Source organism: Rickettsia endosymbiont of Urophora cardui, assembly GCF_964030725.1.
Lineage (GTDB): Bacteria > Pseudomonadota > Alphaproteobacteria > Rickettsiales > Rickettsiaceae > Rickettsia.
On sequence record NZ_CAXIPY010000001.1, the window covers coordinates 34978 to 51642 of the forward strand.

Here is a 16665-nt window from a genome sequence, read left to right on the forward strand (position 1 = left end):
TCCCCTATAATCAAGATGTGGTTTTAGAATTAATACTATCACTAGTAACTAATGATAGCGTTAAAGCAAGATCTGTTGTTGAATTAACAACTAATAAATATTTTCAGCGTAGTTGGTCAAGTGTATACAGAGCTATAGAGAATTTTTACTGTGCTCGTGATGAATCATTAAATATAAGAGATGAGCAACGTTTTAAGACTCGAGAAGATATAGAAAAATACTTAATAAGTAAACTGATTAATGAGGGTAAAAACTTACTGCAAATAGATACTACAGTGAGTAGCAAGAAAGATTCCAAGAAAGCAATTGATCGTACATATATTAGACAGAATGCTAATAACCGACCAGTTGCGGGTTATGAATATAGTGTAGTTTGCATCGGTGCTCAGCCTAAATGGTCTGTACCAATATCTATAAATAGAGTAAAATCAGATGAGAATAAGTATAGCAAAGGTAGCAAACAAATAATGAAAATTGTTAAGCAAATACCACAAAAGGCTCTAAATATAACAGTAGGTGATGCAGGTTATAGCGCTCTATCTTTCATTCACCCGCTGCACAATGAAGCAAATACGGTAACAATAACCCGCCAAAGAATTAATCGCAGTATTTACAAAATATATATAGAGGAGCAAAAAACAAGAGGTCGTAAAAGATCTTATGGAGCTAAGATTTCTTGTAGTAGTTCTGATAATTTACTGATTCCAGATACAGAAGAAACTGTAGTAAAGGCTACAAAAAATGGTGACATATCAATTAGTATTTCACTATTTAAGAATTATCTAATCAAGGGCAAGAAACAGCATATCATGTCTGATAAACCGCTGAATTTTATTCAGGTTAAGGTGTTAGATGCATCAGGAAATAGGAAATATAACAGAGATTTATGGTTATGTGTTTCTGGCCAACAAAAAGATAAAATCAGTGGTAAAGAAGTATATGAATACTATAGACAAAGGTTTGATATTGAGCATTTTTTTAAATTTGGTAAGTCAAAATTATTGATGGATAAATTTCAAACGAATGATCCAAATAAAGATGAGGATTATATGTTATTCGTAATGCTAGCGTACAACATATTGTATCATGCACAATCTTCAGTTAAGGCAAGAAAAGTAAGGGCATGGGATAAAAAAATCAATAGCAATATGTTGTCTCCAAGTGAAGTTTATAGATCTATGCCACAAATTGCCCTTGAAGAAATATTAGAAAAGTCTATATCCAGAGGGATACCAGATCATAGAAATATTAGAAATAATCATCAGGTCAAACCATTTGCACCAGTAATACGCAAAAGTAATAAACACGGTAAGTTGGAAATTACAATAAAATCAAGTTTTGATGGAAGTAACCAAATTACCAAAACCTCATTTAATAAAAAGCTAGAATTACCAAATAATATTAGTAAGTATAAACCAGCAATATTAGACAAAATTGCTACAGTTTTTGACACATTATGTACCCAAATAGAATAAATAAATTTTGTTATTACTAAAAAAGTATAAAAAAATTGGAATACATTTCTCCTTATGGAAAGGATTTTGTCAAAACTTCAGTATTAATCTCTCAGGGTTTAATTCCCCGAAGCTCTGCTTCGTGATATCATAAGAAACAACTAAAACTTTTTTAGATACCTCGTAGCTCTGCTGCGAGGAGCATCATTTAAATATAGATATATCATGGCTCATTTAACGATAGATGAAAGATTTAAAATATACGAAATGAATAAGAGTGGTTATAGCTCGCGATATATAGGGACAAAGATTGGCCGTGATAAAAGCACTATATGTTATGAACTCAAGAGAATGAGGCATAATTATAGACCAGATAGGGCTAACACACTTGCTTGCAGTTTAAGGCAAGGTAAGAGAAAAAGAAAATTAGATATTGATAATAATTTACGAGCAGAAATAATAAAGCAGTTAACACAGGGTATTTCACCAGATATAATTTCAGGTAGACGTAAACTATCACGAGATACTGTCAATATTTCTACAGAGAGTATATACCAGTTTATTTATACATCTCCTATAGCACAAAGGCAAAAATTATATTTATCTTTAGCAAGAAAAAGGAAAAATAGGTTGCATCATGGTACAAGAATCAGAAACAAAAGAATTACAATACCAAATCGAGTTTCCATTACTGAAAGACCAGAGATAAATAGAAAGATAGCAGCAATAGGTCATTTAGAAGGTGATTTAACTTTTAACAAAGGTAATCAAAGTCGTAATATAGGCGCTCTTGTGGATATCAGAACACAAAAAGTGTTTCTCACTTTAAACCGTTCAAAAAGAACACAAGATGTGATTGGTAACATGAATAAAAAACTTAAACAATTGTCGCATATAATCAAAAGCATAACGTTAGATAATGGCAAAGAATTTACCAATCATGAACAACTATTGCCAAAATCTGAACGAAAAGTATATTTTTGCAATCCTTATTCTCCATGGCAAAAACCATTGATAGAGAAGATTAACTCAATGGTGCACAGAGTATACTCTAAATCTTTAGATATAAAAAAATTAACAATAAAGCAATTACAAGAAATTGAGGATTTTTTAAATAATTTACCAAGAAAAGTGCTCGGTTATAAAACACCCAATGAGGTATGGGAAGAAAATATAAATCTGGCTTAATTAATACTGGAATTTACCAATAACCAAGCAATTCTTGCCATCTTTCTGTAAATTGTCTACTATTACCACATTGCTTGGTAGCTGCACTTAAATTATCTGTACGATGCTCTGGTAAAACTCCACCTAACTCCCATACAGCTTTTTCAAACCCTGATGCTAATGTATCAAAACTTTCACTATGGCATATGCTAAAAGTTTCCCAACATGAATAAGGCAACATAAAATGAAATAGTAAGTGAGGATATGGTTGCCCACCAATACAAATACCCAATTGATTCATATTGGTCCAATCAGACTGACTCTGTTTGCCAGGAAGAATATTTTGTAAAAAGATTACTGTCTTATCCTTACCATGTGCAGCTCTCCATTGTTTCAACCTTTTCTGCAAACAGCGTAATTGCTTCCCATTATAATTCCCATGATACTTTTCTGTCAAATATGCTAATATGGTAGTTGCTTGCAACTCCGGTGCTGATTCTAGCATTGATTCTATTTCATCCCAGTGCTTCACAAATGGATCCTTACGTGTCCTATATTTACGTATTGTGCGTAATTCGCTTGGATACTGATTAATACGTAAATACTTACGTGCCGTTTTTACACTCATACCTGCTTTTGCAGCAGAAATTATCTGATTATATTTTTTGATCTTTTGCATTAAAATACCTACTTGGTTATTTGTACATGTCATCAGTAATTCTCGAATAATATTTAAATATTTAAAAATAAATTTTTATTCGATTTTACTGTCCATAGTTACTTCTTTTTTATAGGTAATTTTAATGTTCGTTGAGGGTAATTCTAATATTCGTTAGTCACTACTGTTTTTAAATCTACTCCGCCTTTTATCAGCAAATCTATTGCTTCATTTATTTTTTTATTCTTCTCTATTTGCATTTCTGTTACCTATATTTTTAATCTCTCAGGGTTTAATTCCCCGAAGCTCTGCTTCGTGATATCATAAGAAACAACTAAAACTTTTTTAGATACCTCGTAGCTCTGCTGCGAGGAGCATCATTTAAATATAGATATATCATGGCTCATTTAACGATAGATGAAAGATTTAAAATATACGAAATGAATAAGAGTGGTTATAGCTCGCGATATATAGGGACAAAGATTGGCCGTGATAAAAGCACTATATGTTATGAACTCAAGAGAATGAGGCATAATTATAGACCAGATAGGGCTAACACACTTGCTTGCAGTTTAAGGCAAGGTAAGAGAAAAAGAAAATTAGATATTGATAATAATTTACGAGCAGAAATAATAAAGCAGTTAACACAGGGTATTTCACCAGATATAATTTCAGGTAGACGTAAACTATCACGAGATACTGTCAATATTTCTACAGAGAGTATATACCAGTTTATTTATACATCTCCTATAGCACAAAGGCAAAAATTATATTTATCTTTAGCAAGAAAAAGGAAAAATAGGTTGCATCATGGTACAAGAATCAGAAACAAAAGAATTACAATACCAAATCGAGTTTCCATTACTGAAAGACCAGAGATAAATAGAAAGATAGCAGCAATAGGTCATTTAGAAGGTGATTTAACTTTTAACAAAGGTAATCAAAGTCGTAATATAGGCGCTCTTGTGGATATCAGAACACAAAAAGTGTTTCTCACTTTAAACCGTTCAAAAAGAACACAAGATGTGATTGGTAACATGAATAAAAAACTTAAACAATTGTCGCATATAATCAAAAGCATAACGTTAGATAATGGCAAAGAATTTACCAATCATGAACAACTATTGCCAAAATCTGAACGAAAAGTATATTTTTGCAATCCTTATTCTCCATGGCAAAAACCATTGATAGAGAAGATTAACTCAATGGTGCACAGAGTATACTCTAAATCTTTAGATATAAAAAAATTAACAATAAAGCAATTACAAGAAATTGAGGATTTTTTAAATAATTTACCAAGAAAAGTGCTCGGTTATAAAACACCCAATGAGGTATGGGAAGAAAATATAAATCTGGCTTAAATGATGCTCCTCGCAGCAGAGCTACGAGGTATCTAAAAAAGTTTTAGTTGTTTCTTATGATATCACGAAGCAGAGCTTCGGGGAATTAAACCCTGAGAGATTAATACTGGAATTTACCGCATTTAATATTTACAAACATCCCTTAACCTGGTTAATCATCTGTAAATATTGATTCCGGTAGCTTTCGGAATCAATATTTTTGATATCCCAGTTTTCACTATTTAGTATTACTGTTTTAACATTTAATTTGTTATATAAGTTTGGATTTTGCTCAGTACTTAAAACAAGACATTTATTATTAGACTCTTTAGTTAAAGAGTCTAATTTACTGAAATATCTTAAGCTTTTTTGGCTGTCGCTATATAATTTTGTCGTACGGATATTTGTATCAATAAAAAAATACTCGCTACTGTCGCTTAATAAAATCACATCCTTTATATTAGCAAACTCGTTATTTTTAGTTTCTTGCAAATCTTGTAATTCTTTCATTGCTAGCTCAAGGTTATTATTAATATCTTGTTGTAGGTCAGGGAATTTTTCACTAAATATTTTAGCAAATTTTTGCAATATGATTCTCGTATTATCAAGATCAAGCCAAATATGCCAATTATCTTTTATGATTTTTAAATCTTCAGTATCACTAATTTTTATAATGGTGTTAGCATGATTATTAATTAGCTCGTCAGCAAATCCATCAAATTCTTCATCTATATAAATAGCGATGTTGGCATTTTTGACTTTTGCTAGATCACTTGGTTTTAAATTATAATGATGCGGGCAGCCGTTACTTACGGCTAAACTCTCTATATCCGCTTTATCTTTAACCAGCATTGCAGCTATGCTTGCAATTGGGGTAATGCTTGTAACTATTTTTGGTTTAGCGTAGCTAGTAAAGCTGAAGAATAGTAGGTAGAGTAGGGTTATTGTCATTCCGTGGCTTGTCCAGCGTTGTGGAATGGATCTGATGTCATTCCCGCGTAGGCAGGAATCCAGAAAAAATAAATTTTTATATTTCATAGTTTTGATTCCTAATTAATGACTGGATTCCCGCCTACGCGGGAATGACGTTATCATATCCAATAACTCCGACTTACTTAACTTAAAATCTTGATCTATCCAAATCTTTTTTAAGTAATTTAGTTTTTCGCCTATGTCTTTTTGCTCTATATTCATAGTCAGTAAATCAGTACCATTTATTGGGAATTTAGGTCGTTCTAATGAATCATATATATTTATAAATTCTGTTATTTGTGAATAATCTATCTTACCTAATATACTTGCTGCTAATAAATATTCTTTATAGTTTTTATGCTCCAGCCAAATTTTTTTTATATCAAATTCAGTGATTATACTTTTATGAATAAAGTCTAATATTGATAATATCTGGATAGTTTCATGTTTTGAGAATTTCCAATCTAGAAAATTTTTTAAATTTAAATCTTTTTGATAATATAATAATAATGCATATCTAGTACTTAATTCTAGATTAAAGCTTTTGGCTTGCTTTGCAATTTTGATTTCATAATTTTGGACAGAAAACATCAATGCTAAAATCCCTATTTCAAACATTGCCTTTAGAATTTCAGGGCTATTGTTTGAAACTATAATTCTATCAAACTCACTTTTTATGCGTTCTCGTGATAAACTCATTAAACCACTTTTTAGTTCATCGCATGCTTTAAATCCTTCTGAATCAAGCCTATTTGCATAATAGCTAGAAAAACGAAAGAATCGTAAAATACGTAAATAATCTTCTTTAATTCTTTGGTGAGCAGCTCTTATAAATACTACTTTTCGCTGCTTTAAATCTTCAAATCCATTGAAATAATCATATATTTTACCTTTAAAGGGACAATAGCTTAAAGCATTAATAGTGAAGTCTCTTCTTTCAGCATCTTCAGCAAAATCATTTGTGAATACTACTTTAGCGTGTCTGCCGTTACATTCAATATCTTTCCGAAGAGTGGTGATTTGGAACTGTTCCTTTTCTAAAATAGCTATAATTGTGCCAAATTTTAAGCCAGTTGGTATAGTTTTTATCTTAGCTTGGGATAGAATGCTTGTTACCTCATTTGGTAGTAAGTTCGTCGCTATATCAATATCATAACTCTCTTTATCAAGTAAAGCATCACGAACTGAGCCACCAATTAATCTTGCTTCTCCTTTTTTATTAAGAAGACTCAAAATTTTTTTATACCCTTTTGAAGGAATGTTTAATGTTTTATTAATAGTTTGCATGACTAGATTTTATTCTACATTTTTTAGAATTGCAAAATATAAGTATAACTGGACTTTTGTTTAAAAAATCTCTATTAACCTGAATTCTGGATTAATCTAGGTTTGGAAGTAAGTATTTACAAGGGATAGAAGATACTCTATATAATTTTTAGCAAAAAAACAAGAGTATCCCCATGAAGAAAGATATTACTGCATTATTTTGTTTTGTCGATGATTTTTGTAAAATTAGCGAGCAGTGGATTAATAAATCATTTCTACCATTAATAAAAACCCTACAAGAAAGCCTGAAATAAGCTATTCTGAGCGGCTTTGTTGCATAAATAAAATTTGTAGAGCAAGAGTGGTGATAATCTGGTAAGATGTCCTGAATTAAAAAATAATCCAGATTATCACCACTCTTGCTCTACAAATTTTATTTATGCAACAAAGCCATCTGGTATCCCTCTGGATACAGACTTTTCTAATATTTCTTCAAGGGCAATTTGTGGCATAGATCTATAAACTTCACTTGGAGACAACATATTGCTATTGATTTTTTTATCCCATGCCCTTACTTTTCTTGCCTTAACTGAAGATTGTGCATGATACAATATGTTGTACGCTAGCATTACGAATAACATATAATCCTCATCTTTATTTGGATCATTCGTTTGAAATTTATCCATCAATAATTTTGACTTACCAAATTTAAAAAAATGCTCAATATCAAACCTTTGTCTATAGTATTCATATACTTCTTTACCACTGATTTTATCTTTTTGTTGGCCAGAAACACATAACCATAAATCTCTGTTATATTTCCTATTTCCTGATGCATCTAACACCTTAACCTGAATAAAATTCAGCGGTTTATCAGACATGATATGCTGTTTCTTACCCTTGATTAGATAATTCTTAAATAGTGAAATACTAATTGATATGTCACCATTTTTTGTAGCCTTTACTACAGTTTCTTCTGTATCTGGAATCAGTAAATTATCAGAACTACTACAAGAAATCTTAGCTCCATAAGATCTTTTACGACCTCTTGTTTTTTGCTCCTCTATATATATTTTGTAAATACTGCGATTAATTCTTTGGCGGGTTATTGTTACCGTATTTGCTTCATTGTGCAGCGGGTGAATAAAAGATAGAGCGCTATAACCTGCATCACCTACTGTTATATTTAGAGCCTTTTGTGGTATTTGCTTAACAATTTTCATTATTTGTTTGCTACCTTTGCTATACTTATTCTCATCTGATTTTACTCTATTTATAGATATTGGTACAGACCATTTAGGCTGAGCACCGATGCAAACTACACTATATTCATAACCCGCAACTGGTCGGTTATTAGCATTCTGTCTAATATATGTACGATCAATTGCTTTCTTGGAATCTTTCTTGCTACTCACTGTAGTATCTATTTGCAGTAAGTTTTTACCCTCATTAATCAGTTTACTTATTAAGTATTTTTCTATATCTTCTCGAGTCTTAAAACGTTGCTCATCTCTTATATTTAATGATTCATCACGAGCACAGTAAAAATTCTCTATAGCTCTGTATACACTTGACCAACTACGCTGAAAATATTTATTAGTTGTTAATTCAACAACAGATCTTGCTTTAACGCTATCATTAGTTACTAGTGATAGTATTAATTCTAAAACCACATCTTGATTATAGGGGAAAATTTTTTATTTCTTGCAACATTTCTTGCATAATCATACACACTAAAAACCATTTTGTATTTGAGCGTATTTATATCATACTTTATAAGTTTGGTTATCTTTTTGTCAAAACTTCAGGTATAAAACTTGATGCTTTAGCTCCAGAACAACTTCTCTTATCCTAAATTGGCGTTCATAGGCTTTTTATAACCAATACTTGAATCTGAAGTTTTGACAAAAATTCTAATTTTTCTGACTAAAGTGAAAATTTATATTTAAAGTTAAATATTTAGTGCTTTTATCAGCTTAAAAGCGATATTTCTACAATTTAAAGTAAATTATTTGATATATAATACAAATTATAGATTGATACACTCGCCACTTTTTTTAATAAAAATTTTTTGTCAAAACTTCAGTGAATGAAATCTGTGATAATTATATTTATTCAGATAATGATCAATCCCCTCTTTTAACTCTTTAACATTGTTAAAATCATTAATAAAGATACAATTATATTTTAAAGTTCTAAAAAACCTTTCTATTACTATATTATCAATACTTCTACCTTTGCCATTCATTGAAATTTGGATATCATGCTCCTTGAGAATATTTATGTGGTCATAACTGGTATATTGGCTACCTTGATCACTATTAAATATCTGTGGAGCGTTATACTTACTGAGAGCTTGTTTCAAGACATCAGTTACAAGAGATGCATCCATAGAATTTGACAGTTTATAGCTCAATGTGGCCTTGCTATGCCAATCTATAATAGCTGCCATATACATAAAGCCACCATTAGTTCTAATGTAAGTAATGTCACCACTCCAAACCTCATTCACATTAGGCACATACACTTGCTTTGTTGAGCCAGATTTAGTCCAATATTGATCAAGTAAGTAGCTATAGATCTTATGCTCACTATCGTTTCGAGAAGTAGATTTTTTCTTATGTGGGTAAATAGCTTCTATACCCATCATCCTCATATATTTCAGTACTCGATCTTTACCGACAATAAAACCATCTTCTAGTAACTGTTGATGAATATAGCGATAACCAAATTCAGGATTATCTGTATATATTTCATCTATTCTATTTAAAATACTTAATTTATTTATACTCATCTCCTTGGATTTATAGTAGGCTGTAGATCGACTAATCTTTAATAGTTCACACTGTCTTGATTTTGAGAGTTGATTTAGCTTGGAGTGTACAAGACTCTTTTTATTTGATAAATCCAATCTTTTGAGCTTTCCCACGGCCCAGTCCCTCTCAACTGTGATTCTACCAAGAGCTTTAGCAAGTTCATCATTTTGCTCTTGTAAATGATTTATTTGTTCTTGATATTCACTCAAAACTTTAGCTGGTTCAAAAGCTAATGCCGCATTACCTAAAAACTGTTTTTTCCAATTTTGAATTGTTTTAACACTTATTGCATATTTTGAAGCTAACTGACCAAGTGTCGACTCCTCTTTTATTAATTCTAATACTATCCCCGTTTTTTCTGAAGCACTGAAAATTTTTACTTTATTTTTCTTCATCTTTCCTCTTAAGTTTATTGCTATTTATTCTAACTTATTGCGGAAACACACTCCTTCATTTTTTTGTCCAATTTTTTCATGTATGGACCTCCTGTAGAATGCAAGAAAAAAATAACATCAATAATAAAAACAAACAAATGCAGTCATGTATCCGGCTTATAGCTGATAAATCAACCTAATTTATTCTACAGCCCTGATGGAATTCGCTGGCTTACAAACTATATACTTATCAGTCCATCGGCTTCTAAAAGAGCCACTGAAAAACGCAGTTTTTTTGTAAGCTAAGGTTTGTCTTATTTACCATCAATATTAATTATCTCAAGCATATTTCGGGTTGGAATCTCTTACATATTGTTTTGCTTTTACCTATTCATTATATAAATCACCATTTATTTTACTTATAAGTGCTATGCTACACACTCTTTAGCTACAAACTTTACTCTCTACATAATCATCTCCTGATCTTAGTACAGCAAACACCACTCTTGCCAACTTATTAGCTATGGCAACTGTCGTTTTATTATGGCTACTTCGCTCAGATAAATTAAACATCCATTTCGTAAATTGGCTAAAATCTTTTTTAGATTTCTGTTCTTCCGATGTAAATCTTATCTTGGCATTTAGTACAGCTCTAGCCCCTTGAATTAATAAAGTGCGTAAGTATACATCACCTCGCTTGCTAATTCCCAGCAGCTTATCCTTCCCACCACTTGAATGTTGTCTTGGCACTAATCCTAGCCATGCCGATAATTGCCTGCCATTCTCAAAACTTGTAGCATTACCTATTGATGCTATTAAAGCAGTAGCAGTAATTAAACCAAGACCAGGTATAGCTCTTAATCGTTGATATTGAGTTAGGTTACTTGCTATCATTGTTAATCGTTTTTCTATCTCTTTTATTTTTCTGTTATTATCTAAGAATTCTTCTTTTAGTTCACTAAATGTTTGATAACTTAACTGGCTTAATTTCCCTGCATCTAAAATCTCAATTAATTTTGTGATAACCTTATTAATGCCTTGAGGAACAATAAAACCAAACTCATGTAGTAGCCCCCTAATTTCATTAGCAAGTGCTGTACGATTTTTTACCAATCTCTCTCTTACCCTATGTATTGATAAAATTTCTTGTTGCTCTATAGTTTTAATTGCAACAAATCTCATATTAGGTCTTGTCACGGCTTCACATATCGCTTCAGCATCTGCTTGATCATTTTTATTAGTTTTAACATATGGTTTGACAAATTGCGGTGCCATTAGTTTTACTTCATGCCCTAATTTAGTTATTTCTCTTGCCCAATAACTAGAACCACCACAAGCTTCCATCCCTACTAAACATTGTGGTAAATTAGCCATAAATGTCAAAACCTGATCTCTCATCAATTTTTTCTTTAATACTGTCTTACCATTTTTATCTACACCATGAATTTGAAAAATTCTTTTTGCAATATCTATACCAATTGTAGTAACCTCCATATGGACCTCCTTAATTGTTGTTTTAATATGTTAAATATTAACCCTAGAAGATTAGCAACTGCTTTTCATTCTCTATATCAGGAGGTCCATACCATTAGTCCATTATAATTAGAGAAAATGATTTATTGATAGTTGATAAATCTCTACCCCCCTACCAATAATAAAATAGTAATTGCAGTTATTAATAATGAATTTACTGTAAAACGCTTAAAATTTATCAACGACGAAGCTTACTTAATGCCTGAAAATAAAGATTTCCCACCTACCAAAATTGAAAATGGTACGTATATCTGGGGAGTCGTCACAAGCGTAATCCAACAGTTTTAATTTTTCCAAAGGAAGATTCAAGTTATAATTTCTTCATCTTCTCTTGTAAAGAATTCTGACGCAAGCGGGTTTTTAAGCTTTCAAAATCAACTATTTCTGCTTTTTGATTTTGGCAGCTACAAGCAAAAATATATTTTCTTTCATCTTCAACTTTTTGTATACACTGCCCACAAATCCCTTTCATCATGCATTGCATAGATGAATTAACGCTAACAATTATCTCTGCACTTTCACCGAATATTTTTAAGCTTTTTAACTCTTCTGCTATTTCAGGTGATGCATTAATTATTACTCTATCTACTGAAGTTAGCTTTTGTGTTTTTATCTCAGAATAAGTAAAAAACATAACTTCGTTATTGTTATCTTTTAGAGTTTCAATTAAAACATTGTTCGGTTCGGAATCAATAATCACTATTTTTTTATTTTTCGGTATCTCTAATGGCATCCCGCTTGGTCCCATTAAAACTACTTTTTCATCTTCAGAAAATAATTTACATAAACTAGTTGATTTGCCGACATCATATATTATAAAACTAATCAAGCCGCTTTCTACATTTATATCCGCAACGCTTAGGGCTATAGGCTCTATTAATTTAGTTATATCATTAGAATAATTTTGTAAACGGAAAAACTGCCCTGGTTTAAAGTTTTTAGCAGCAAGCGGTGAGTGAATTACTAACTCAAAAATTTTATCGCCTAAGATATTTATTTTGTGAACCTTGCTAATTAACAAATCATCTAGCTGTTTTACAAAGTTTTTATAATCACCTTTAAAATTTGGGTTACTATTTGCTAACTTCTTATTAATAGCCTCATAGCCATCTTTGCTGTTAGCAAGTGCCTTAACTACACTACCTGAATATTTAGGGTTGCAGTCTCCAAAGTAGCTATATTTATCTTCATCAAATTCGGTATTGTTTTCTATACCAATTGCCATGATCACGGTTTTGGCTTTGACGTCATTGCGAGCAGCCTTTGGCTGCGTGGCAATCTTAGGAGTTTGACTTAAAGAGATTGCCGCGTCAATGCTACGCATTTCCTCGCAATGACGTTCTTTATTCCCAAACTCCACGGACTCCACATGAGCATATTTATCAGTATTAATTCTCAAAGGCTGCATATTTTCTTCAAAATTAACTCCTAATGCTAATGCATATATTAACTCCTCATGATTTAATTTATATGCCGGCGAATCTTGCAGCTTCCCACGATAATAAATAGTAGCTCCGCCAAGTTTCTTAAAAACCTCTTTTAGCTCTTCATTATTCTTAGCTTTCTCAAATAATTTTGCATGAGCAATAAATTCCTCGGCTATTTCCTTATCTTCTTCAGTCCAATCTTTTTTCGTATAATCTTTGCCGTATTTGGCAACAGCAAACTCGTAATCTTTAACAAAACTCTCTACCTGCTTTTTATAATAATATAAGCTTTCTGTTGCTGCATCTAGAGAGGTAAGACCACCACCAATTACCGCAATCGGCATCCTAATAAGCATATTAGTATTAGAGTTTTCTAAAAATGCTCCACCACTTTGCAAAGTCATTAAAAAGTCTGAAGCTGTTTTAACACCTTTAACATCAAAATTCTCTATATCCAAAATTTTTGGCTTACCAGCTCCAATGCAGAAAGCTATATGATCAAAACCTAAATCAAAGGCTTGCTCTTTCGTTACATTAAAATCTAAAGCCACCCCATCATAATATTTAAACTGGCTATTTCTCTCGAGTATTAGCCGTAATATATCAAGGCTGTTTTTATCCCAGCGAACAGTAATACCATACTCCGCTACCCCACCAAATCCTTTCGGCACTCTTTCGGACAATTTATTTTTATATTCATGCCAGAATTTTATAGGCTTGTGAATATCAAAAGACAAAGGTGTAATTTTCAAGCCATCAATAGCCGTGACATTATGACCAGATCGTAATAAATAATAACTAAGACTGAAACCTGCCGGACCAAGCCCTGTAACCAGAATATTATAGTTAGTAGATTCTTTTGGTAGCGGGTTATAAATATTAAGCGGATTCCAACGAGTTAAAAGTAGATATATCTCTAGACCATAAGGTAACTTAAGCGTTTCTTCTAAAATATTTGACTCTATTAGCGGTATATTTACCGGATCTTGCTTTTGATAAATACAGGCTTTTGAGCAATCATTACAAATCCTGTGACCGGTAACCGCAACCATTGGGTTATCTATAACAATAATCGCAAGAGCACTTAAATTAAAGCCTTGAGCTTTAACATAATTCATCTCGGAAATTTTTTGTTTTAGGGGGCAGCCTGTCATCCCGTGGCTTGACTGGAGTTGTTGCATGGATCGAAAAATGCGTTCGGTGTCATCCCGTGGCTTGTCCACGGGATCCAGTATAAAGCGAGAGAAATCGAGCTTTTTACAGTTGTATTTTTTATTACTGGATCCCGTGGACAAGCCACGGGATGACAGATTTGAGCTGTATGAAAAAGCTTCTGTAGGAATGACATTTATTCCCCTAGAACAACTATCCTTATCCTGTTTATGACAATAAATACAATAATGAGAGTGGTTTAAAGCTTCATCCAGATTTAAAAAAGAATCTGTATAATCAAAATCTAACCTTTCATTTTTTTGATATTTAGATATTTTTTTATCATTTATTAGGTTTTCTTTGTCTAGCTTTTGAGGGAGATCAAACAAGATGTCATTCCGCGACTTGATCGCGGAATCTATTTGTTTTTTCTGGATCCCGTGGCGGGACCACGGGATGACACCATCAATAAAGCCACGAGATGACACCCTATAAGCAGCATATTGTGCGGCTATATCTAATTCTTTTACAAAACTCTCTCCTGCTTGTTGCCATATAATTACTTGTTTAGCGAAATCTCTAGAAGTAAAATTTTTACCTATTAAATCAACTAATTTTAAGTATATATCCTCAAAATCTATATCTTTTATTTTTTCGTGTGAATATTTCTTGATGGCATAACGCTGGACAAATTTTCTTTTGCACTCATAAATAATATCAAAATCTTTATGCTGTAATCTCAAACTTGTAACTTCGTTTGAAATACAAAATAATTCTGCTAGAAAATCATCCAAGTAAGGAGATATATTTAATAAAAATTCGGAATAATCTTGAGAGAGAATAGAATAAGGATTAGATCTAAATAATAATATATTATCATAAAGAGATTTGTTGGCTTTAAAGAGATAATCTAAAAATATTTGATCTAATTTTTTAAGACCGGTTAAATCTAATTTTTTAAAATCTAGATTAAAACCAAGCTTCATAGGTAATAAATAACTCTTTTTGAAAAGCGTTTATATACTAAGTAACTTATACAAACAGTTATAAATGCTACTAACACAGATTTACCTATTGATATTAGGTCCGGTAATGTCCCATTAATTACTAATGATTGTGCAGGTCTTATAATTATAAAGAATAGGTTAAGTTCAAATAAGTCTCTTTGAGCTTCAGGGATTAATGAATATGGATAAACTATAGGTATACTCCAATAAATGACTCCTAAAACAACATTTAATATTTGTGGAATATCGCGGATATAAGGCGTTAGAAAAGCCATAGCAATAGATCCACTAATTGTACAAATTATTAGTGGTAAAATTAATATTGGCATAAATATTATTTGCCATGAAAATTTTTCTGGAAACAATAAAATAAAAGCAACATACATTGCCAAAAATGAGCAAAATAGATTGTATAGCTGTGCTAAACTATCTGCAACTGGGAAAAAAGTCTTAGAAATTCTAACTTTTTTTATTATTTGGTCACGTGCTACTAAAGAATTTGAAGAAGTTGTTAAGCTAGTTACTAGAAAAGTCCATAAAGGAATTCCTCCAACTAAATTCATTATCAAAAACTCTCTTGGCTGATTCAATAAAAAGCCAAAAAAATACGAAATTACCAATATATTAACAAATGGTTGAATCAAACTCCATAAAGAGCCTAAAAACGAATCTTTGTTTTGCTTAATTATAGAAGCTCTAACTAATAATATTACCGCTTCCCAATATTTTTTAGATAAAAAATACTTTATCATTTATGTTTTTCTCTATTGTAAATTTTAAATATTTCTGAAGGTTTACCATCAGCAACAATACTACCATCACGTAATAAAATACATCTATTACAATTATCTTTTACAAGTTCTTCTTGATGACTTACTATTATTGAAATAGGTGTATTTTTAAATTTATTTTTCATTAAATTTAAAGATTTTTTTATAAAATAACTATCTCCTGCAGCAAAAATTTCATCAAGTAATAGTATTTGTGGATGTTGAAATATTGATATGGAAAAAGCAATTCGAGATAACATTCCTGAACTATAATTTTTTATAGGTAAATCAATTTTGCTACCTAATTCCGAAAATTCTATAATTTCCTGCTCTACTTCTTTGTTATATTTATCTAGCATATTATTATATAACATCAACATTTTGATGTTATCACGCCCTGTTTGTTCTTGCTCAAACCCAGCACTCATATCTATTATAGGTGCAATATCACCACAAACCCTTATTGTTCCTTTTATTGGCGGATAAATTCCTGCAATCATTTTTAAAAGAGAACTTTTTCCCGAACCATTACTACCAATAAAGGCTACTTTTTCTCCCTCATAGCAAGAGAAATTAATATTATTCAATATTGGTATATTTGGAGAAAAAGAAGTTCCTCTATTAAGAAAGAAATGCTTTAATCCTTGTGCTCTTTTGTGGGTATCTATACCCTCAACGTAAGCGTTTTTTATCTCTATAAATACTTTAGAATGATTAAAAGACATAAAA

At 31.5% G+C, this 16665-nt stretch carries 13 protein-coding genes and 1 pseudogene; 5 read left to right on the plus strand and 9 right to left on the minus strand.

What is annotated here, in order from left to right; genetic code table 11:
- The first annotated feature begins 17 nt into the window (after nt 1–17).
- Both AAHI98_RS00200 and AAHI98_RS00205 read left to right on the plus strand, forming a co-directional pair.
- A complete protein-coding gene (locus AAHI98_RS00200) occupies nt 18–1475 on the plus strand; it encodes a transposase (protein ID WP_342224664.1) in 1458 nt (485 codons plus the stop codon).
- A gap of 204 nt (nt 1476–1679) precedes the next feature.
- Nucleotides 1680–2642, plus strand: coding sequence for an IS30 family transposase (locus AAHI98_RS00205; RefSeq protein WP_342224646.1), 963 nt, complete (start codon nt 1680–1682; stop codon nt 2640–2642).
- A gap of 13 nt (nt 2643–2655) precedes the next feature.
- Here the strand turns inward: AAHI98_RS00205 and AAHI98_RS00210 are convergent, their stop codons facing one another.
- Nucleotides 2656–3333 (minus strand): hypothetical protein, encoded by a 678-nt coding sequence (locus tag AAHI98_RS00210; protein ID WP_342224665.1) that lies wholly within the window; start codon nt 3331–3333, stop codon nt 2656–2658.
- A gap of 344 nt (nt 3334–3677) precedes the next feature.
- Between AAHI98_RS00210 and AAHI98_RS00215 the strand changes: the two genes are divergently transcribed.
- Complete coding sequence (locus AAHI98_RS00215) at nt 3678–4640, plus strand: IS30 family transposase (protein WP_342224646.1); 963 nt, start codon at nt 3678–3680, stop codon at nt 4638–4640.
- A 129-nt stretch (nt 4641–4769) separates the two neighbouring features.
- Here the strand turns inward: AAHI98_RS00215 and AAHI98_RS00220 are convergent, their stop codons facing one another.
- Together AAHI98_RS00220 and AAHI98_RS00225 are read right to left on the minus strand one after the other, a co-directional pair.
- Nucleotides 4770–5570 (minus strand): metal ABC transporter solute-binding protein, Zn/Mn family, encoded by an 801-nt coding sequence (locus AAHI98_RS00220; protein WP_410526180.1) that lies wholly within the window; start codon nt 5568–5570, stop codon nt 4770–4772.
- A 102-nt stretch (nt 5571–5672) separates the two neighbouring features.
- Nucleotides 5673–6878 carry a CCA tRNA nucleotidyltransferase gene (locus tag AAHI98_RS00225; RefSeq protein ID WP_342224667.1) on the minus strand — a complete coding sequence of 402 codons (1206 nt, stop codon included), beginning with the start codon at nt 6876–6878 and terminating at the stop codon, nt 5673–5675.
- Nucleotides 6879–7051: 173 nt separating this feature from the next.
- Here AAHI98_RS00225 and AAHI98_RS18360 point away from each other — a divergent pair.
- Nucleotides 7052–7197 (plus strand): annotated as a pseudogene (locus tag AAHI98_RS18360) (IS982 family transposase); the annotation flags it as partial.
- A 97-nt stretch (nt 7198–7294) separates the two neighbouring features.
- Here the strand turns inward: AAHI98_RS18360 and AAHI98_RS00230 are convergent.
- The 3 genes from AAHI98_RS00230 to AAHI98_RS00240 form a co-directional block, all read right to left on the minus strand.
- Entirely contained in the window at nt 7295–8530 is a 1236-nt protein-coding gene (locus tag AAHI98_RS00230) for a transposase (RefSeq protein WP_342224668.1), read from the minus strand.
- Between the two features lie 401 nt (nt 8531–8931).
- Nucleotides 8932–10068 carry an IS3 family transposase gene (locus AAHI98_RS00235; RefSeq protein ID WP_342224669.1) on the minus strand — a complete coding sequence of 379 codons (1137 nt, stop codon included), beginning with the start codon at nt 10066–10068 and terminating at the stop codon, nt 8932–8934.
- A gap of 423 nt (nt 10069–10491) precedes the next feature.
- Nucleotides 10492–11541 carry an IS110 family RNA-guided transposase gene (locus AAHI98_RS00240; RefSeq protein WP_342224642.1) on the minus strand — a complete coding sequence of 350 codons (1050 nt, stop codon included), beginning with the start codon at nt 11539–11541 and terminating at the stop codon, nt 10492–10494.
- A 132-nt stretch (nt 11542–11673) separates the two neighbouring features.
- Between AAHI98_RS00240 and AAHI98_RS00245 the strand changes: the two genes are divergently transcribed.
- Nucleotides 11674–11868, plus strand: a complete 195-nt coding sequence (locus AAHI98_RS00245) for a LexA family protein (protein ID WP_342224670.1) — start codon at nt 11674–11676, stop codon at nt 11866–11868.
- Nucleotides 11869–11890: 22 nt separating this feature from the next.
- Here the strand turns inward: AAHI98_RS00245 and AAHI98_RS00250 are convergent, their stop codons facing one another.
- The 3 genes from AAHI98_RS00250 to AAHI98_RS00260 are packed head-to-tail and all read right to left on the minus strand — an operon-like array spanning nt 11891 to nt 16661.
- A complete protein-coding gene (locus AAHI98_RS00250) occupies nt 11891–15145 on the minus strand; it encodes a palindromic element RPE4 domain-containing protein (protein WP_342224671.1) in 3255 nt (1084 codons plus the stop codon).
- On the minus strand, nt 15142–15918 hold the full coding sequence (locus AAHI98_RS00255; RefSeq protein WP_342224672.1) for an ABC transporter permease: 777 nt from the start codon (nt 15916–15918) through the stop codon (nt 15142–15144). Before AAHI98_RS00255 ends, AAHI98_RS00250 begins: the two co-directional genes overlap by 4 nt.
- Nucleotides 15915–16661, minus strand: coding sequence for an ABC transporter ATP-binding protein (locus AAHI98_RS00260; protein WP_342224673.1), 747 nt, complete (start codon nt 16659–16661; stop codon nt 15915–15917). The genes AAHI98_RS00255 and AAHI98_RS00260 overlap by 4 nt, the downstream gene beginning before the upstream one ends.
- Nucleotides 16662–16665: the final 4 nt, after the last annotated feature.